Source organism: Tolypothrix sp. PCC 7601 (assembly GCF_025677855.1).
GTDB lineage: Bacteria > Cyanobacteriota > Cyanobacteriia > Cyanobacteriales > Nostocaceae > Aulosira > Aulosira diplosiphon.
In genome coordinates, this window is record NZ_CP064879.1 from 7,971,376 (window position 1) to 7,992,458 (window position 21,083).

Here is a 21,083-nt window from a genome sequence, read left to right on the forward strand (position 1 = left end):
CTCTACCCTTTGTCTTATCTTTAATTTTTCACAAATTGGCGGTGTAAATAAGAAAATTTTTAGTATAAAGGGCTTTATTTAAAAGTGCTTTGCTGATATACTGGGAGTATATAATATAATGGAATATTTGTAGCTTTAAAAATTTTGTTAACATCCCATTATAAAGAAGATAATTTGATTATCCCATACCTCTGAACCTCATTCTTCACTATTACCAAAATTTTTACAAAAAGCAATAAAAAACTGCAGATAAACGCCGATGAACACAGATAAATAATCAGCGTTTATCTGCGTCCATCGGCGGTTCATATATCTAATAAACCATACCGTTTTTGTAAAGCAAGTAACTTCATTCTCGCTTCGCCGGCGTTGTCAGCTAAATCGGCAAACTCTACAAAGCGCCGCAATTCTTTTTTTAACAAATTTCGTTCTACTTCTATAGCTTCCCTTTCTAAATCTGGCGGCAGAACAATCATGTCGTAAATAATGGCGCGTTCTTTGCCGGGATGGGGACGTAAAACGCGCCCGCGCCGTTGGATAAACTGCCGAGGATTACCAGAACTTGATAAAATTACGGCAGTTTGAATTGCAGGAATATCGACACCCTCATCTAAACAGCGAATGGCGACTAAACCTTGCAATTCTCCGCTTTCAAATTGACGGCGTAAAACTTCTCTTTCTGGTAAGGAAGTTTGAGCAGTATAAGTACTAACTTTGTACCCCAATTCTACGCCGAGAATTTTGGCAACGGCTTTCAGTTGACGCAAAGATGAACGTTGTCCAGCCTCTTGCGAACCATCACTGCAATAAAATAGGGTATGAGTAGTATCTTTGCGAGTTGCCATTAATTCCCGCAAAGCCGTTAACTTGTTTTCTGCTGCACCAATTAATCTGGCGCGTTGCATTAACAATGGTTTTAAATCTTCGTTATCTTCAAAATCCCCGACTGTGCCATTTTCTCTTTCCCGATATAGTAATGAACGCCCAATTCTGCGAGTTAATTTTAAATAGGCAATACTTTCGGCTTCTGTTAATTCTACCAAAATCGGGTAATACAGATAATGTACCAAAGCACCTTGAGCGATCGCATCTCTCAAGGTAAACTCTGGTTGCAGCACAGGGCCGAAATAATCAAACAAAGATTGGGTACCATCATCATCAAAGTACCTTTCGGGGGTGGCAGACAATGCCAGCCTTAGTCCAATGCGACGTGGTAGACTTTCCTCTAACTTTGGTGCGCCTAAATTATGGGCTTCATCGCCAATAATTAAAGTTCTATCGGGGAAATATTTCACCTGTGACTGAAAACCATCGCCAATTAAAGTGGAGTTGGTAGTAATCACCGTGACAAATCTTTGGGAACCAGAACGCAGATTATAGATTTGGGTAGAGAGTTGACTTTGCCAATTGCGGACATCAAGGAATGCTAAAATCGGCTGCAAGTTAAATTTTTCGCATTCTCGTGCCCATTGGGTGACAAGATGACGATAGGGACAAACCACCACCAAAACTTGTAAATTAATCTGCTGATATAATTCACAAGTGATCGCCAATGCCGTGATAGTCTTACCACTACCAGTAGCCATTTTCAGCGTACCTCTGCCATTATTAGCAAACCAGCTTGTCATAGCTTGGCGCTGATATTGCCGCAATTGTAAAGATTGCGGCATTTTTGGGCATCCTGGTAATGATTTTTGAGTTTGATAACTGCCCTGATTTTCCCTTAACAATGGCAATCGTAAGCGAAAACCGGGCAGTTGCTGCACTCTATTTAGCGTCAGGTACATAATTTGTCATTTGTCATTTGTCATTTGTCATTGGGAATTAGACATTGGTAATTGGTAATTTCTCCCCTTGTCCCCCTTCGGGTTCGCAGTCGCCTACGGAGGGAAACCCTCCTGCAGCGCTGTCTCACCTTGTCTCCCTCATACCTCCCATGCCCCATGCCCCATCCCCTATGCCCTAATTTCTAGTTATAATCACGCCAAACGGCGACTAAAGAACCTTGCACTTGTACATTCATCGCCGGAACTTCAATCGGTTGGTATTTAGCATTTGCAGGTTTGAGAGTCACGCGATCGCCACTGCGATAAAAACGCTTTAATGTAGTACCATGTCCTTCAACTCTGGCAGCAACAATCGTGCCATTTTTCAGTTGATTTGGTTCTGGTACTGGACGCAAAAATACTAAATCACCATCAGCAATTAAATCTTCAATCATGCTGTCGCCAGCTACCCGCAAAGCATAACTTTGGGGAGGTAAGGAAAAATTATTAATATCTAAATGTTCGACAGCATCTGTGAAAGGTTCTATTAAACCTCCAGCAGCAATAGTACCTAAAATTGGTACACCTGTTGCTACAGGACGTAAAATCCGAATTGTGCGCGCTTTCCCTTCAGTCCATTCAATATACCCTTTAGTGCGTAAATGTTCTAAACGGCTTTGAATTGGTGCTGGTGACTTCAAATTCATCGCTTGCATCATTTGCCGAATTGAAGGCGAATGCTGATGCGTTCGGATGTATTCTGCCAGCCATTCATAAAGTTCTTGTTGAGCTTCGGTTAAACGTTCCATAATTTTGTTGGGAAGTAATTACAAATGTCCCTAGAACATTAGTACTACATAAAATCCCATATAAGCAAGATAAAACTAAAAAGAATATATGGCAATCCGATTTAATTTTGGAATTGATTTGTAAATATAGGGATTCTCTATGAGTTGTGAAATTACTGGTTAAGGTAAAAATTAGGAAGAAAGTAGGTACAAATGTACTTTTGGTTTCACAAATGAAATAGAAATGCTATATAGCGAACAATAATTGCAGGAAATAAAGGATGAGGTCGTTTTTTTATGACTTGCTTGAGGATGAAAAATACATTTAAACCTCATCCAGGTTGAAAAATAGGTTCCTCAAAAGCAAACAGGGAAGAGTATGAGATTTAAGCAGAAAACTCTATGCTAAAAAACTAGGGGTTAAGTAAGTCGGTGGAAATAAACCAAACTATGTTACAGAATGTAAATAGCTTTGAAACCTTTACCAATGACAAAGGACAAATGACAGCCCTAGCCAGTTATCTTTAGTTGCACCGCCCTACTTAAAAGTAGACAATAACTCTTTCTCCCCCTGCTCAACCGAAAAATTTCTATCCTCTCCTTACTCTGCTCCTAAAATACTAGCTAATAAAGCTTTTTGGGCGTGCATTCGATTTTCGGCCTGATCCCAAACCCGTGATTGCGAACCTTCAATGACAGCTTCGGTAATTTCTTCACCACGATGGGCTGGTAGGCAGTGTAAAACAATAGCTTCGCGGTCAGCCAGACTCAATAACTGCTCGGAAATTTGGTAATCTTGGAAGATTGGGAAGCGATCGTCTGCTTCTGATTCTTGACCCATACTTGCCCAAACATCAGTGTAGAGAACAGCGGCCCCCTTAGCAGCAATTTCTGGATCGTTAGTCAGGAGAACTTCAGTTTGATTATTAGCGATCGCTCTTGCCTGTTCTACAATTTTATTATCTGGCTCATAGCCTTGAGGTGTCGCAATTCTGACATTCATTCCTGCCAAAGCACAACCCAACATTAAAGAGTTAGCGACATTATTGCCATCACCTACGTAGGTTAAAGTTAACCCTTTGAGGGTACCAAAGCACTCTTGAATTGTCATTAAATCTGCTAATACCTGACAAGGATGTTCTGCATCAGTCAGCGCATTAATTACAGGAATCTTGGCATAGTTAGCAAAAGTTTCCAACTCTTGTTGAGCGAACGTACGAATTGCCAACACATCCAGATATCTATCCAACACCCTAGCTGTATCTTGCACGGGTTCCCCACGACTCACTTGAGTAACATTTGGGTTGAGATCAATTACCTGTCCACCTAGTTGGTACATAGCCACAGTAAAACTCACGCGTGTGCGAGTTGAAGCTTTGGAGAACAATAATCCCAAGACTTTATTACTGTGTAGCTTTAGCTGTTTTGACTTGAGTTGAGTTGCTAATTGTAGGAGTTCCTGAAGTTCTGTAGAACTCAGATCCGCCAGACTTAATAAATCTCGTCCGTTCAACGCTGCCATGCTTGTGATCTGTAAATAATAATGATGTCTTTGTGTTCCTTTAGCCAGTCCTACCAAAAAAGTATCGCCTTAAAACTCTACCAGATGTTTTTGTGTCTAGCCCAGGATTAAAGTTAGCTTTTGCTATGACTATTAATTTATCAACTTTATGGATGATTAATATGCTTGATTTTTGTTAGTTGTCCTACAAATGTCACACTTGCAAACCGCTCTCGAATGTGAAAACTTGGCAAAATACAGAGGTTGCATCGAATAAATTCCTCAGATTTTCCCTGCCTCTTGTAGGTTCAAAAAATTTTTTAATTGTATTCCTTGACAAATCTTTTACTTATGCTATGATTAGAAATCGGTTAGTGCTTATGAGCAATACCTCAGCCCGCCAGCATAGCACAGTGGTAGTGCATCCGACTTGTAATCGGAAGGTCGTCGGTTCAAATCCGACTGCTGGCTTGTGTAAATGTCGATTAACACTTTATTTGTCTGCGTTGACAAATTGTTGTCTTTGAAGACAAATTAATGTCGTTGAAACTATATCATCTTTTGTAGAGAAGTAGTGCGATCGCATTTCACCACTGGCGAAACAAGATAACCTCATCAAATTTCGCCAGCAGTCTATTCAAGTATTAACTAACGAACTCTAACAAACCCAGCTTGCTCAATCGCCTGTTGTCCTTGGTCGGTAAGTACAAGATTGGCATAAGCATTGCCAGCCTGTTGTGCTTGACCTTTGTTTTGTTTAATAATCACAAACAACTTAGAGGTTATGGGATAGCTACCGTTCTTAATAGCTTCCGTATTCACCTGATTGCGTTGGCGCGGACATTGTTCGGGTGATACAAAAGGTTGACGGTAAGGGGAAACGAAATCAGTAGCAGTCCGGCCTAATAATAAAGGTTTCACACTACATTGAGGTACAACAGCACGGGCAGAAGCATAATATATTCCACCAGGAGTTTTGCTGAGTTGACGTACTGCATCTGTAGTGGAGTAGACATATTTGACATTAGAACCCAGTGCTTGTTTTGTTGACTCACCATTACTAGAGAAGATGCTTGTGTCTGCATTCTCTGGTTGTTGAGAAAAAGCTGTGATGGGTAGATTAGGCCCTCCTACCTGATTCCAGTTAGTTAATTTTCCCTCATATATCTGCTGCAATTGGTCAACTGTTAAACCTGGCAAGTTCAACGATGGATTAACTACTACCGCTATCCCATCAATACCCACCTGACGTTGCTCAAGGGTGAAACCTCTCTCTTTGGCAATGGCTTTTTCTGCATCTGTGAGGGGGCGAGAAGACTGAGCAAAGTCCAATTTTCCATCCAACAACATTCGGATACCGGAACTAGAACCAGGGCTACCATCTACAGGGTCTAAGTAGCGCAATTTTAGTTCAGGGCGCGCGCTGAGGATTTGAGAATCTACAACTTGTCTAATCGGTGCCCAAGCAGTGCTACCACCATAGTTGAATGAATCATTGGGCACATCCGTAAGTGACCCAAAGGTGGATACAGCATTCGAGGTGGGCTGTAAATTTTGATTAGAAGAATCAGCCACACTGGGATTAGATGAATCAGTATTATTGCGAGCCATGAACTCAGGCTTAAGCAACCACCAAAGCAATCCTCCTATCACCATCAGTGTTAGGACTTTACCAATAATTAAACCTTTGAGGAAGATACTAATATCTTCCTTAATCAAAACTTTTTTTTGGTTTGTGTTGTCCATATTTTTAATTTTGTTTATTTGTTATTTTGAAACAATTGGTGGTAGATGCAAGGTATAAAACACATTTTTAATTATTAGTTGATAAAATTCCGACTACAGATAATTCTCCTCCTAACCCTACTGTTTATTTGTAGCGTTATTTTGGAGAATTAGTATTAGTTAGATATCTCTAACCTACTGACATATCTATATGACTAGATGAACGATTATTAAAATTTTCGATGAATGTTTGTGATGGAGTTGGTTGTTTTTGTGGCGATAAACTTGTACTCAAAAATGTATATATCAAAGCTATTAGTAATACACTAGTAATAACCCCAAAACCCAGACCCAGCAGCAACATAAACTTGCGGTAAACGACTAAAGAATCCTCATCAGTATGTTCATTTGGAACACTCAATTCTGAGTACTTTGGTAGAGTTATATCGGGAATCAGTGCTTGCAAAGCTTCCCCTGCAGATTGGTAACGCTGGTTATGGCGTTCGCTAATCATTCTGTCTAAAACATCTGCTAGCCAATCACTAACTTTTGCTTTGTGCCGCCAGATTAATTGTCCAGTATCGGGATCTTCTGGTAATTCTTCGGGTTTTAAACCAGTCAAAGCTTGAATCCCAATCATACCTACTGCATAAATATCGCTGCTAAGTTTTGGCTTACCTTTAGCTTGTTCTGTTGGCATATAGCCAGGAGTACCGACAGAAACAGTCAGGGTATTGCCCGGATTACCTACTTTTTTAATACTGCCAAAATCAATGAGTATAATCTTGCGATCGCAGTTCCGCCGCATAATATTTTGCGGCTTAATATCCCGGTGAATTATTTGGTGTTGGTGAACGAAGTCCAACACTTCTAGGATATCTTTCAATAAATTTAAGACTACATCTTCGCTGAGAGGTTTACCAGGGATAATCTCTTGGGTTAAGTCATAACCATCAATAAATTCTTGAACTAAATAAAAATCTCCATCTTCATGAAAGTGAGCCAACAAGGTAGGAATTTGCTTATGATTGTTGCCTAGCTGATATAAAATTTCTGCTTCGCGATCAAAAAGGTTTTTGGCTATCGGTAAAACAGCAGGATGATGATGTTTAGGATAAAAATGCTTCACAACACAAAATGGGTTACCCGGTAAATCTAAATCAATTGCTAGGTATGTATCGCCCGAACCACCTCTAGCTAAAAGTTGGACAATCTTAAAACGATTCCGCAGTGTTTTTTTAATCAGAGGATACTGTTGCTGTTGTCTATTCTCTTGTTTATTTCCTGCATCACCAGATAGTAAATAAGTAATGCCACCAGATAATTTACTTTTTAAGTGCGTCACATGATTGTAGCGATTTCTGACTGTTTTTCTAATGCGAGGGTACTGACGCATGGGACATATCCTAACCTATCTAAAATAGCTGACAAGTTAAATTTTGGTGTTAGATTGTGTTTGAGATTCTGCCTGAATACCTGCGTAGTTGCTTGATATTTAAATTTAAAAATTTTCCAGGCTAGATATTTAGTTTAGTAGCGAAATTCTATAATTTTTTAGAGATTTTAAGGGCGCTAATATCACAATATAATTTTAACCAAATATTTTATCCTTTGAATTTTTATTATTGCTGTAGTTGCACCTATATCGGACTAAAGTTAATAGTCTTGAAATCTCAAAATATCTTAGTAAACACACTTTAGTATACAATCTAGCTAAAATTCAATATGGTTATGAATGTATAAAAAAAACAAAGCTTGTTTCACTTTGATTTAGAGCAGAGTAAAAAATAATACTATAAATCAGAATATAGATGAGCTTGCTATCCAGATACTGTCGCAGATAAATATCAACTAGAGGATGCAATTAGCAAGATGCTCATTAAATAAGAAAATTGAGGATATTTTTTGATTTACTATTTCCTTAGTCAAATCTACGCCTCTAAAGGCGGAAATTCTAGAGATATCACAGAGATAACACCAACGGAGCCAGCAGCTATAAACACTCAGTGATTATCCAGTGACGGAAATTAACCATAAAAAAACCCCCAGTGGGGGTTAGGTAGTTATTCGCGTGGAGTGAACAACTACTTATTAATACTTAGAGGATGTACAACAATCCGAACAAAATTATCCAAATTACATCAACAAAATGCCAGTAAATTTCCGCAGCTTCAATACCGAAGCGTTTTTCGTTAGTGTAATGACCGGCAACGCGCGATCGCCACAATACAGCTAAAATTGCTAATACGCCGATGGTTACGTGTAAACCGTGAAACCCAGTTAAGACGTAGAAGGCACTGGCAAATAAATTGGTAGTTAAACCAAATTCTAGATGGGTATATTCATAAACCTGACCTACCAAGAAAATTGCACCCATTGCGGCAGTAATTGCCAACCAAGTCTGCATCCCCTTGGTATCATTTTTTTTGATAGCAGTGTCAGCATTATGCATCACAAAACTGCTAGCTATTAGATTAGCGGTGTTAACGCCTGGTAGCAAAAGTTCTAATTCAGGTGTTCCCTCTGGCGGCCATACAGGTAAGGTAGAACGGAAAGCTAGATAAGCTCCGAACAACCCCATGAAAATCATGCCCTCAGCAATCAGAAACACAATTAGCCCAAACAAACGATGGTCGGGATGTTCTTCGTGACCCGCATGTGCAGCTTCCGCGCTATGGTGATGATTCAGTTCAGCTTTTGCTGGGTCAATAGTTTGACTTTGCATGAATATTAAAAAGGATAAGTGTAAAGGGATTGGGGAAAGGGGAAAGGGGAAAGGGGAAAGGGAAAAGGGGAAAGGGGAAAAGGGAAAGAATAAACTATAAATCCCAATTTACCTATTACCCAATGCCCTATGCCCCATGCCCCATGCCCTATTTATTCTTTTTCTGCTGTGATACCTGGATATGGTTCGTCTGGTTGGGCGCGTAACACTGAGTTTACGCCAGCAGATAAGACTGGATCGGGATCGGAGAGGGGTACGCCCTTGTGAGCATTTTCCAAACCGTAGTCGTAGGGGCCTGTTGCTAACACTGGGGTTTTGTCAAAATTCTCAATCGCTGGTGGTGAGGTTGTCATCCACTCTAGGGTTAATGCATTCCAGGGATTATTACTTGCCTTGGGCCCGTATAACCAACTCCAGATGGCATTGATGATGAAGGGAATTGTAGAAACTGCCAGGATATAAGAACCATAAGTGCAAATTTCATTGAGCAATGCAAATTTGGGGTCATACTGAGCAACTCGGCGGTTCATACCCATTAAACCCAACTTGTGCATGGGTAAGAAGGTCATATTCAGACCAACTATTGTCAAGGCAAAGTGAACTTTACCCCAAAATTCGTTCAGCATCCTTCCCGTCATTTTCGGGAACCACTGATAGATGGCTGCAAAAATTCCCAGAACGCTACCACCAAATAAGACGTAGTGGAGGTGTGCGACGACAAAATAAGTGTCGTGAACGTGAATATCAAAGGGTACTGCTGCCAACATTACGCCACTAATGCCGCCAATCACAAAGGTGCCGACAAAGCCAATGGCAAACAGCATAGGACTGTTGAGACGAATTTTGCCGCCCCACATCGTCGCCAACCAGCTGAAAATCTTAATCCCTGTAGGTACGGCAATGATCATTGTGGTGATCATAAAGAACATCCGCAGCCAACCAGGGATACCGCTGGTAAACATATGGTGCGCCCATACGATTAACCCGAGAAAACTAATCGCCAGGGAAGAATAGGCGATCGCTTTATAACCAAAAATCGGTTTGCGAGAATGAACTGGGATGATCTCAGAAATTGCCCCAAAGAAGGGCAAAATCATGATGTAAACGGCTGGATGGGAATAAAACCAGAACATATGCTGGTAAACCACCGGATCTCCGCCCCCAGTTGGGTTAAAAAATGTTGTGCCGGCAATTAAGTCAAAAGACAGCAGAATCAGACCAGCTGCGAGTACAGGGGTAGATAACAGTACCAATGCTGATGTCGCAAACATCGCCCAGCAAAACAAAGGCATTTGATGCACTCCCATACTAGGGATACGCATCCGCAGTAAGGTGACGAGGAAATTAATCGCCCCCAAAATCGATGATGTACCCAGCAGCAGGATACTGATAATCCAGATAGCCTCACCCACTTGACCTGTAACTAAGCTCAAGGGTGGGTAAGAAGTCCAGCCGGCATCGGGTGCGTCGCCTACAGCTAAACTGGCAATTAATAACACGCCAGCAGGGGGGATCATCCAAAAGGCGACAGCATTGAGCCGAGGGAATGCCATATCCTTAGCCCCAATCATCAGGGGAATGAGGAAGTTAGCAAACCCTGCCCCTGCAGGTACAATCCACAAAAAAATCATGATTGTGGCGTGCAGGGTAAATAGGCTGTTGTAGACTTCTGGGGTAACAAAATCTACTTCTGGAGTTCTTAGTTCTGTGCGAACCAAGTCCGCCATCACGCCGCCAATGCAATAAAAAATAAACGAAGTGACTAGATATTGAATCCCGATCACTTTGTGGTCAGTATTAAAGCTAAAGTAGTCTCGCCAATGCCTGACCCCTGGTTCTTCAGCCAGGGCGGGGGTATTGGCTGTTTCTTGGATTTGAGCTTGTGTCATAGGAAATTTATTTGTCCTTTGTCATTTGTCCTTTGTCATTTGTCTAAGGGCTAATGACTAATGACTGATGACTAATGACTAAGAGTGGTGAGCAGAGTGAACTTGATGAATTATTGCGGTATTAATTCCCATGTCCTTGGTGTAAGGAGCGAGGAATTTATCGGGGGAGAGATTTGCAGGGTTATAAGCAACAGCTTGATTGAGGGTTTCGCGGCTAGCTACTTGCTGCTCTTTTTGCCATTTGTCAAAGGCTTCTGCTGTTTCTACCACGATTGGCGCTCTCATGGCACCGTGGTAGGGGCCGCAAAGTTCGGCGCAAACTAAGGCATAATCGCCTGCTGTTCTAGGTGTGAAGCGAAGTTCTGTTTGTCTACCAGGAATAGCATCTTGCTTTAAGCGAAACTCGGGCACCCAAAAAGCATGGATGACATCGTTAGCTGTCATATTGATTTTCACTTCCCGTCCGATGGGAAGATGCATTTCCCCGGTAGTTATGCCTGTTTCTGGATAGGTGAAAATCCAGGCGTATTGCAGACCCGTTATATTAACCAACAACTCTGGAGGTTTACCTGCTTTGTCAGGACTTTCGCCAATGGTAGGAGCTACACTACCGACTCCCGGCGCATCGACTTTTTGAGGAATTTGATCGGCGTTGCGAACTGCGGCGGTGCCAGGATCTTGCATCGCCGCATCAGATTTTTCTTGATTAAGGTTAGGTTCGTTACTGGATTGTGTATCGTTTAACGTTGCGGCAATTGCTGCCCCTGGCATTTTCATCGACATATTTTGAGTCACCGGGGCATCATGGATGGCATGGGGATCGAAGCCACCAATTTCGTTATAAACCTCAAAGCTGTAAACAGAAATACCAATAACTATAATTGCTGGGATCGCCGTCCAGAGGATTTCTAGAGGCACATTTCCTTCTACAGGAGGCCCGTCTTCATTGTCACCAGGTCGTTGACGATATTTAAATGCAGAGTAAATTAAGACACCTTCGACAATGAGAAAGATACCTGTAGAGATGACCATCATCGTGTTAAACAGACCATCAACCAAGACGGCTTCATCAGAGGCTTCTGTTGGCAACAGACCGTGATTTTGACCGTACCAAAGGCTGGCAAGTGTTAACACAATGCCAATTAGTAATGTCCAGATCGAACTTGGAATTTTCACGGCTCACTTAAATGAATTTACTACGTTATCTCAAAGGTACCCACTTACTAAGGTAGTGTAGGTCATCAATTATGGTCTTCCAATGTCTGAAATTTTTATTAATTTTTTTAGCTACACAAATAATATTGAGTACAAGAGTTTTATCAGATATAGCCACGGATAGATGTGAATCATGGTCAAAATTTAAGAAAAAATTTAGATAGTAAAATTAGTTGCCATTAACAAAAAATTCAGAACTTAAAAATACCTAAAGCTTTTGGCTAAAAGTAGCTCGAGTGATTCAAAGTGTAAGTAAAACGTATAACTGAAAGCTAATCTATCAACCTTGGTCGTATACGCTAGGGTTTATATGGGTCGTGATTGACAAACTGATAATTTTAAATAGCTCTACCAAGAGCGGGCAGAAGGTATCGTTCATGAGCGAATTTGTCCTACAACAACAAAATGAAGCAACAGATCCCCAGCAAAAGCCCCAGGAAATAATTCGTCGTTTTGTTTGGAAGATCTGCATCGCCACCTTAATTTTGATGGCAATAGGCAGTGCCACGCGGGTAATGAACGCTGGACTTGCTTGCCCAGACTGGCCTTTATGCTATGGAGAATTAGTGCCAGCCAAGCAAATGAATTTTCAAGTCTTCTTGGAATGGTTTCATAGATTGGACGCAGCTTTGATTGGTCTGAGCGCGATCGCACTTGCCGGTCTATCCTGGTGGTATCGTCGTATGTTACCCAATTGGCTGCCTTGGGCATCTACGTTCGCCTTGTTTTTAATTGTCTTCCAAGGAGTCTTGGGAGGGCTGACTGTCACTGAACTATTACGGTTTGATATCGTGACTGCCCACTTGGGAACGGCGTTGTTGTTTTTCACCACCCTCCTAGTTATTGGTACGGCACTCACCCCTTATCAAGGAACCGGCAATGTTGGTAGTTTGCCGTGGTTGGGTTTAACTGCCGCCGTTTTTGTTTATCTACAAAGTCTTCTGGGCGCATTGGTAGGATCTCGTTGGGCGTTCCACCAATGTTTGGGCACGTCCCAGCTCTGTACTGTCATGTACAGCCACATCTTTGGCTTAGTACCCCCAACAGTCGCAACCTTAGCAGTGGTATTGATATCTTGGCTGACACCGGCACTCCACCCAGCTTTGCGCCGCTTGGCAAATATGGCTGGTGGGTTATTAATGTTACAAATTCTCTTGGGAGTTGCTACTTTCAAATTACGCCTGCAAGTTGAGCCGCTTACCGTCTCTCACCAAGCTGTAGGCGCAGCTTTACTCGGTACTTTAGTCGCTTTCACAGTCCTAGCATTACGCGACTGGGTTGCTAGTCGTGAAACCAATACCTACCCTGTAGCTGTACCAGCAAAGGGGTCGCATCTATAACCAAATAAGGGGCATAGGGCATTGGGCATTGGGTAATTGGTAATAGGTAATTGGTAATTGGGAATTATAGTTTATTCTTTCCCCAATCCCCATTACCCCTTATCCCCAGAGGGGGCCCCGAGTTCCCCAATCCCCATTACCCCTTATCCCCAGAGGGGGCCCCGAGTTCCCCAATCCCCAATCCCCACCTTAGCAACTAGAAGTGGTGGAACCAAAAATAAACCCTTGTCTCTACCTATACCTCACTACAAGTGGATGTTTTCGCTAGTCTCAGAGAGACAGACTGAGTACAGGCAATGAGGGAGCAGGAAGAACAGAGGTAGTAATTCTCCTCATCCTCCTCATCTCCCTTATCTCCCTCATCTTCCCTTAGTTCTTTTTAACAGCGATTCAGTATGAGCAGGGGCTGCACATAAGTTGAAACATAAGGAAATCGAGCCAAAATGATTGAGACTAATGTCTCTCGCCACCACGAAAATTTTCTACAGGTAATTCAAAGCTACTACCAGTTGACCAAGCCCCGGATTATTCCGTTGCTCTTAATTACCACCGCTGGTAGTATGTGGATTGCCGCTAAGGGACAAGTAGACATCTGGTTGTTGCTAGTAACTATGATTGGTGGCACTTTTGCTGCTGCTAGCGCCCAAACAATTAACTGTATCTACGATCGCGATATTGATTACGAAATGGAGAGGACACGCCATCGTCCTATGCCTTCCGGTAAGGTACAGCCGCGTGGCGCTTTAATTTTTGCGATCGCTCTGGCTGTGATTTCTTTTACTTTACTGACTGTTTTTGCTAACCTCCTAGCCGCCCTACTAGCATTTTCTGGCATAGTTTTCTATGTTGTAGTTTATACCCATTGGCTGAAACGCCATACCACTAACAATATTGTGATTGGTGGTGCGGCTGGGGCAATTCCAGCGTTAGTAGGTTGGGCGGCTGTGACAGGTACGGTAGGCTGGCCGGCTTGGGTAATTTTTGCGATCGTCTTTCTGTGGACACCGCCTCACTTCTGGGCTTTAGCTTTGATGATTCGCGATGAATACGCTAAAGTCGGGATTCCGATGCTACCTCTAGTTGTGGGCGATCCCGCAACTGTGAAGCAAATTTGGTATTACACTCTGGCGACGGTCGCAACAACACTAGTATTGGTTTATCCCTTAAACGCTAGTGGGATTTTGTATGCTGCGATCGCAATTAGTTTAGGCTATGTCTTTATCCGCAAAGCTTGGCGTTTATTGCAAAATCCAGAAGACAGGACAATTGCTAGAGAATTATTTCTCTATTCCATCTCTTACATGATGCTGTTGTGTTTAGCGATGGTAGTCGATAGCCTCCCCATTACCCATCATCTGATTAATGCTGTAATCGCTCAGTTGCATTTTCTAGCTTAAGGATCGGCTCAAACGCACTTAGTTTGCATTTCGCCTTTTCCCGCTAAACCAAAAACTATTGATGTTTATCCCGCCTAGAACTGGTTTCCTGGCGGGATGTTTGTCACACAATCCAAAATCTAAAATCCCCATGATGCCCTACTTAGCCAAAATTTTACTCTACCCGATTAAGTCTTTTGATGGTGTGGAAGTAGAGAAAGCTAGAGTTCTCTCTAGCGGTACCCTAGAATTTGACCGTGAATTTGCCCTCTTTGACGAGCGCGGTAATTTCGTTAATGGCAAACGCCATGCCAAAATTCATTCTTTGCGAGCTAAATTTGCACTCTCCCATAGAACTCTATCTCTGCAAATACCTGGAAGCCAATCAGAACAAGTATTTCATCTCGATGGAGACAAACAGGCGCTAGCAGCAACTTTAAGTGATTTTTTCGGGTTCCCTGTGAAATTACAACAAAATTCTGTTCAAGGATTCCCTGATGATACAGAGCGTCTTGGGCCAACGATAATTAGTACCGCAACGTTAACGGCAGTGGCTTCCTGGTTTCCGGGTGTAACTGTAGAACAAATGCGCCGCCGAATGCGCGCCAATCTAGAAATTGGTGGTGTACCAGCTTTTTGGGAAGACCAATTATTTAGTTCACAAAGTGATGCGACAGTATCTTTTCGGATAGGAAACGTTAACTTTGTGGGAATTCAGCCTTGTCAACGCTGTGCAGTACCAACACGCAATCCTGACTCTGGGGTAGCTGATGCTAACTTTCAAAAAATATTTGTGACACAGCGACAAGCAACCTTACCCGATTGGGTAGCTATATCTCACTTTAATCATTTTTATAAATTGAGTGTCAATACTATTGCTTCTGTTTCATCATTTAAAGCAATGTTACAAATTGGTAATGAAGTTACAATTATAGGTTGAAAAATTAATTTTTCTTAAAAAAGAAAATCAAAAAGTAAAAATCTCCTAAATTTCTTTACTTTTGAATCGAAAATTTATCTAGTAATTTTCACGGTTTTGTAATTGAATATGTATGATTGTTTGCCTAAAACCAAGATTTAAAGACTGAGTACTTCACGGGTAAACAAGACAAACTTTTATTTGGGTTATTGTGTCTATTGTGACAATCATGATTTAACCCCATACTGTAGTCTATTGGTTAAATTTAAACCAATATATATGCTCATCTGCATGACTATAAGTATATTTTGTAGTTCACCAGAGAAAAAATGCTAATGTATTGCCGCTGAAAAGTCACCAAATTCAAGTGTAATAACCACACAGAAAAAATTTAATTGGGGAGGAACCGCATCGGGCAAAACTATAGTATTAAAAACACTAGTACGATCTACTTTTATACAAAATTAGGTTAAGTGCATAATAACTTTTCCTAAAAAGAGTAGTACTAATGCTTATATTCCTTGTAATTTATATGGCAAGAAGACCCATAGGTTAACAATGGGGATCAAATTACACCACAATGTTATCTAAACTTCATCACGTCAAATCTCTCAACCGCTTATTTGAACAGGCCTATATCAATAGGATGCCCTTCAAATCTATATTAATTGTGCCTTTGGTGTTGCAATTTTGTGGATCGGTAGGACTGATAGGCTATGTGTGGTTGCATAGTAGACAAGAAGCGGTAAAAGATCTGGCAATTCAGTTAGAAAAGGAAATCTGCGATCGCATTGAACACCACCTCGAACAACACTTAATTACTCCCCAGCAAATTAACCAAGTTAACTGGGATTTGATGCAGGTAGGTTTGCTCAAGCATACTGATGTGGAAGCAACCGAAAATTACCTGGGGAAACAAATGCAGTTTTTTCATATTCATTACAATAAATTTGCCAACCCCAAAGGTGAATTTATCGGTGTTCAAAGGCTAGATAACGGTAGACTCTTGATTAAGGAGGTTTCTCAAAAAAAGGGTATTGGTAAACTGTATGTTTATGCCACAGATAGCCAAAAAAATCATACCCATCTTCAAGAAGTCAAAAATTACGATCCTCGCCTAGAAACTTGGTATATCAATGCAGTGAATCTGGGGAAGCCATACTGGAGTCAAATTTCGGCATGGGAGAAGAAACCAGAAGTTTTATCTATCTCTTCGAGTTCACCACTTTACGATCACACTCATAAGCTAGTAGGAGTGGTGGGTATAGATTTAATTTTGTCACATATTAGAAATTTTTTAGGTAACTTAAACGTTGGGCAAGGAGGAAGAATCTTTATTTTGGAGCGTTCTGGGCTAATAGTAGCTGACTCCAAAAATCAACCACCATACAGTATGATTCAAGGTCAGGCAAAACGGTTATTAGCAGTAGATAGTCAAGATGAATTAATCAAATTGACCACAGAATATTTACTCAAACGTTTTGGCAGTCTAGGATTCATTGTTGGTAAACAACAGATTAGCTTTTCCACCACACAAGGACGTTATTTTGTACAGGTAAAAAATTGGCGCGACGATATTGGCTTGGATTGGTTGATTGTCGTAGTAGTTTCCGAAGCCGATGTCATCCAACAAATTAATGCTAACAACAACACTTCTTTTTTATTATCTATAGCCGCCTTTTTAGCGGTTACCCAATTAGGTATTTTAACTACTCGTTGGCTGCTCAAGCAAATTCTGCGATTAAATCAATCAACCAAAAAAATTACTTCCAGCATCTGGGAGCCAACAGGAGAAATTTCTCCAGTCAAAAAACTCGGGATACTGACTTACCCATTTAATTATATGGAAAAGCAACTGCAAAGGTCGATTACTACCTGGCAAGCAAAACAGAGATTTTTAAATAAAAGCTTAGGGAACAGTCAGATTCAACCTAGTAAATTATTAGCAGTCACACCAGTAGAAATAGCTCATCATGCTCATATGAATTACATTAGTCAACAAATGCTGGCTGAAGGAATGGTAGCTGAATTTTCTGCTGAACAATTATTAGAAATTTATCGGATTTATCTGGCTGAAACTAAGCAGCAAAACCGCAGTGGTGATGGTAAGCGGCTGGTTGTTAGAGAACGCCTGTCTGGTTTAAGAGCATTACCAGGGGAAAGTATCAACTTAGATAATTTAGAAATTCCCCAACCACAACAGATGATTGCACCAGAGGCTTTAACAATGCCCATCATGGGAGAATCAGAGCAGATTGATTTAGCGATCGCCACTGCTACTGATATTACCCAAGGCAAACAAGCCGACAGATTATTAGCAGAATACAATCGCCTGTTAGAATCACAAGTCAAAAAACGTACCCAAGAACTGCTCAAGGTAATTCAAAAGCTGCAAACTACCCAAAAACAGCTGATTCAATCCCAAAAAATTGCCGCTAGAGGCAGAATCGCTGCTGAACGGGCAAACCGTGCTAAAAGCCAATTTCTAGCTAACATGAGCCATGAATTACGTACCCCACTGAACGCTATTTTGGGATTTGCCCAAGTCATGAGCCATGACAGTTCTTTATCGGCTGAACATCAAGAAAATTTAGCCATTATCAATCGTGCTGGCGAGCATCTCCTCAATTTAATTAACGACATTTTGGAGATGTCGAAAATCGAAGCTGGCAAAACGACCTTGAATATCAACAGTTTTGACTTTATTCGATTTTTAGGCAACTTGGAAGAAATGTTGCGTTTCCGGGCTGCTGCCAAAGATTTACAGTTGGTATTTGAATATGCGCCGAATATTCCCCAATATGTGCAAACAGATGAAAGCAAACTGCGGCAGGTCTTGCTCAATCTCTTGGGTAATGCCATTAAGTTTACTCAACAAGGTATAGTGACACTGCGCGTCAGGCTGGAGTCTGGAGATTGGGGAATAGAAAACGAGCATCAATCTTGCCAATCGTTAATTTTTGAAATTCAAGATACTGGCCCTGGGATTGCACCGCAAGAAATAGATTTATTATTTGAAGCCTTTGGGCAAACCGAAACTGGCAGAAACTCCCAACAGGGAACAGGGCTAGGCTTGGCAATTAGCCGCAAATATGTGCAACTCATGGATGGCGATATTACTGTAACTAGTACTTTAGGGGAGGGTAGTAAATTTACCTTTGATATTCAAATTCACCCCGCCTCAGCCAGCGAAGTCAAACAGCAACAATGTCAAGACCAAATCGTTGGTTTAGCACCAGGTCAACCAGAATACCGCATTTTGGTAGTTGACGATGCTAGAGATAATCGGCTGGTACTAGTGAAATTACTGACATCCATAGGATTTGTCGTGAAGGAGGCGACAAACGGACAAGAAGCGATCGCGCAATGGATGGAATGGCAACCCCATCTGATTTTTATGGATATGCGGATGCCAGTTATGGATGGTTATGAAGCCACAAGAGTGATCAAAGCTCAAGAAAAAAATTATTTCAATCCACTCTTGCAACTAGCTTGCCAATGCTCCACAATGCCTCTGGGCATCAATAGCAATACTATTATTATTGCTTTGACTGCTAGTGCCTTTGAGGAAGAACGACAGAACATCCTCTCAACAGGTTGTGATGATTTTATTCGCAAACCATTTACCAAAGAAGTCTTACTCAAAAAAGTCAGCGAACATCTAGGTGTAGAATATATCAATCAAGTAGATAGCTTACAAACAGCAGTTATCAATCCAACAACAGAAATATTTTCCACAGAAGCTGAACTTATGTGGCATTTATCACAGATGTCACCGCAGTGGTTAGCTAATATACGTCATGCTGCAGCTAGCTGTAGCGATGACATGATTTTGCAGTTGCTTGAGCAAATCCCCCCAGAAAAAAGCCCCTGTTTTCAACTGCTGCGGGATTTAGCTAACAACTATCAGTTTGAAAAAATTATGGAATTACTTACAACAAACGCAGAATGAACTACGAGCGGTTAGAACCTGACAAAAAAGATATCCTGCTCATTGATGATATGGCAGATAATCTCCGAGTTTTATCCTCGCTCCTGACTAGAGAAGGATATAACGTCCGTAAAGCTTTGAACTGGCAAATGGCTTTGACTGCTTGCCAAACAGTCTTGCCAGACTTGATATTACTAGATATTATGATGCCAGAAGTTGATGGCTACGAAGTCTGTCAACGTTTGAAAGCCTGGGATATGACTACAAATATTCCGGTAATTTTTATTAGTGCCTTAGATGATGTTTTCGATAAAATCAAAGCCTTTCAGGTAGGAGGTGTAGATTACATCACTAAACCTTTTGAATTGCAAGAAGTATTAGTTCGCGTACAAAATCAACTGGCACTCAGATCTGCACAACTAGAAATAATCAAGCTCAACATTGAACTTGAAGAAAGAGTCAAACAACGTACTTGGGAGCTAGAGAACGCATTACACAAGCTCCAAGACGAAGTTACTTCGCGCCAACAATTACAAAGTAAACTGCTAGATTTAGCATTGCACGATTCTCTAACTGGTTTAGCCAACCGAGTTTTATTTATTAGGCGCGTAGAGAAAGCCTTAAACAGAGCCAAACAAAATTCTGATTATCAATTCGCTCTACTTTATTTAGACTGCGATCGCTTTAAAGTTGTCAATGATTCTTTAGGTCATTTAGTAGGAGATGAATTACTATTAGCCATTGCTCACCGCCTCAAAATATCGTTAAGAGAAAATGATACTCTGGCCAGATTGGGTGGTGATGAATTTGGTATTTTGCTAGAAGACCCCACAAATATGAATATGGTATTGGAAGTTGCGGAAAATATTCTGCAGCAGCTATCACTGCCATTTAAACTGACTAGATATGAAGTATTTATGAATGCCAGTATTGGCATTGCTTGGGGTAATAAAGAATACGATATTCCCGAATATTTACTCCGCGATGCTGACACAGCCATGTATCGGGCCAAGGCTTTAGGGAGAGCCAGGTATCACGTTTTTGACCCGATCATGTATCAAGAAGCTATCCAACTTTTAGAGCTAGAAAATGATTTACGCAGAGCTGTAGCTAGACAAGAATTTATTGTTTACTATCAACCCATAGTTTCCCTCTATACAGGTAAAATCGCTGGTTTTGAAGCCCTAGTCCGGTGGAAACATCCCCAGCGGGGACTAATTCCACCTTCCGATTTTATTCCGGTAGCAGAAGAAACAGGTTTGATTAGTGATATCAACACCTGGGTATTGCAATCAGCTTGCCAACAATTACATTTGTGGGAAAATCACCCAGAAATTACCCAACCCATTACGATGAGTGTCAATTTAAGTGCGCGGATGTTTTCACAACCCAACTTAATTGCTCAAATTGATGAAATTCTTTATGAAACCAAAGTCAATCCCGAGAACTTAGAACTAGAAATTACAGAAAGCGTAATTATGGAGAATATTCATGCTGTGAAAACAATTCTCCAGCAATTACAAGAGCGTCGCATTAAATTAGTGATGGATGATTTTGGTACAGGTTATTCTTCTTTAAGTTACCTGCATAGCTTTCCACTGAGTGCGCTAAAAATTGACAAGTCATTTGTCAAACGGATGCAGGAAAATCAAGAAGACATGGGTTTAGTGCCGGCTATGATTGGGATTGCAGACTCAATGGGCATGAGAACGATCGCAGAAGGTGTGGAAACTAGAGAACAGTTAGACCAATTGAGAAGCTTAAACTGTGAATTTGCTCAAGGATTTCTGTTTTCTCAACCAATAGAACAGCAATCAGTCATCCATTTACTCACCAAAGCACCTCAATGGTAATTCTGTTATCAGCAGCTATCACGAAAGTACCTACACTTGCACTAGTTGTAAGTGT

13 protein-coding genes and 1 tRNA gene are annotated in these 21,083 nt (G+C 41.2%); 6 read left to right on the forward strand and 8 right to left on the reverse strand.

Translation table 11 applies throughout. The features are described 5' to 3' along the window. Positions 1–305: 305 nt before the first annotated feature. The 3 genes from HG267_RS32250 to argF all read right to left on the reverse strand — a co-directional run bounded on the left by HG267_RS32250 (position 306) and on the right by argF (position 4,076). Positions 306–1,787, reverse strand: coding sequence for a DNA phosphorothioation system restriction enzyme (locus tag HG267_RS32250; RefSeq protein ID WP_045873201.1), 1,482 nt, complete (start codon positions 1,785–1,787; stop codon positions 306–308). Positions 1,788–1,969: 182 nt separating this feature from the next. Continuing rightward, positions 1,970–2,575, reverse strand: a complete 606-nt coding sequence (gene lexA, locus HG267_RS32255) for a transcriptional repressor LexA (protein ID WP_045873200.1) — start codon at positions 2,573–2,575, stop codon at positions 1,970–1,972. Positions 2,576–3,155: 580 nt separating this feature from the next. After that, positions 3,156–4,076, reverse strand: a complete 921-nt coding sequence (gene argF, locus HG267_RS32260; RefSeq protein ID WP_045873199.1) for an ornithine carbamoyltransferase — start codon at positions 4,074–4,076, stop codon at positions 3,156–3,158. Positions 4,077–4,454: 378 nt separating this feature from the next. Here argF and HG267_RS32265 point away from each other — a divergent pair. Beyond that, positions 4,455–4,526: transfer RNA gene (locus HG267_RS32265), tRNA-Thr, on the forward strand. 177 nt (positions 4,527–4,703) lie between these two features. Here the strand turns inward: HG267_RS32265 and HG267_RS32270 are convergent. The 5 genes from HG267_RS32270 to HG267_RS32290 form a co-directional block, all read right to left on the reverse strand. Beyond that, complete coding sequence (locus tag HG267_RS32270; RefSeq protein ID WP_045873198.1) at positions 4,704–5,801, reverse strand: PstS family phosphate ABC transporter substrate-binding protein; 1,098 nt, start codon at positions 5,799–5,801, stop codon at positions 4,704–4,706. Between the two features lie 169 nt (positions 5,802–5,970). Further along, positions 5,971–7,176: a serine/threonine-protein kinase gene (locus HG267_RS32275; protein ID WP_081584107.1), complete on the reverse strand. Its 1,206-nt coding sequence runs from the start codon at positions 7,174–7,176 to the stop codon at positions 5,971–5,973. A gap of 702 nt (positions 7,177–7,878) precedes the next feature. After that, on the reverse strand, positions 7,879–8,505 hold the full coding sequence (locus HG267_RS32280; RefSeq protein ID WP_045873197.1) for a heme-copper oxidase subunit III: 627 nt from the start codon (positions 8,503–8,505) through the stop codon (positions 7,879–7,881). 152 nt (positions 8,506–8,657) lie between these two features. After that, entirely contained in the window at positions 8,658–10,394 is a 1,737-nt protein-coding gene (ctaD, locus tag HG267_RS32285; RefSeq protein ID WP_045873196.1) for a cytochrome c oxidase subunit I, read from the reverse strand. Positions 10,395–10,472: 78 nt separating this feature from the next. After that, a complete protein-coding gene (locus HG267_RS32290; protein ID WP_045873195.1) occupies positions 10,473–11,570 on the reverse strand; it encodes a cytochrome c oxidase subunit II in 1,098 nt (365 codons plus the stop codon). A 416-nt stretch (positions 11,571–11,986) separates the two neighbouring features. Here HG267_RS32290 and HG267_RS32295 point away from each other — a divergent pair, with 416 nt between their 5' ends. The 5 genes from HG267_RS32295 to HG267_RS32315 all read left to right on the forward strand — a co-directional run bounded on the left by HG267_RS32295 (position 11,987) and on the right by HG267_RS32315 (position 21,028). Further along, entirely contained in the window at positions 11,987–12,949 is a 963-nt protein-coding gene (locus tag HG267_RS32295; RefSeq protein WP_045873194.1) for a COX15/CtaA family protein, read from the forward strand. A 443-nt stretch (positions 12,950–13,392) separates the two neighbouring features. Beyond that, entirely contained in the window at positions 13,393–14,346 is a 954-nt protein-coding gene (locus tag HG267_RS32300; protein ID WP_045873193.1) for a heme o synthase, read from the forward strand. A 133-nt stretch (positions 14,347–14,479) separates the two neighbouring features. Further along, positions 14,480–15,265 carry an MOSC domain-containing protein gene (locus HG267_RS32305; RefSeq protein ID WP_045873192.1) on the forward strand — a complete coding sequence of 262 codons (786 nt, stop codon included), beginning with the start codon at positions 14,480–14,482 and terminating at the stop codon, positions 15,263–15,265. A gap of 559 nt (positions 15,266–15,824) precedes the next feature. Beyond that, positions 15,825–19,196 (forward strand): hybrid sensor histidine kinase/response regulator, encoded by a 3,372-nt coding sequence (locus tag HG267_RS32310; protein WP_045873191.1) that lies wholly within the window; start codon positions 15,825–15,827, stop codon positions 19,194–19,196. After that, positions 19,193–21,028 (forward strand): GGDEF domain-containing response regulator, encoded by a 1,836-nt coding sequence (locus tag HG267_RS32315; RefSeq protein WP_045873190.1) that lies wholly within the window; start codon positions 19,193–19,195, stop codon positions 21,026–21,028. Before HG267_RS32310 ends, HG267_RS32315 begins: the two co-directional genes overlap by 4 nt. Positions 21,029–21,083: the final 55 nt, after the last annotated feature.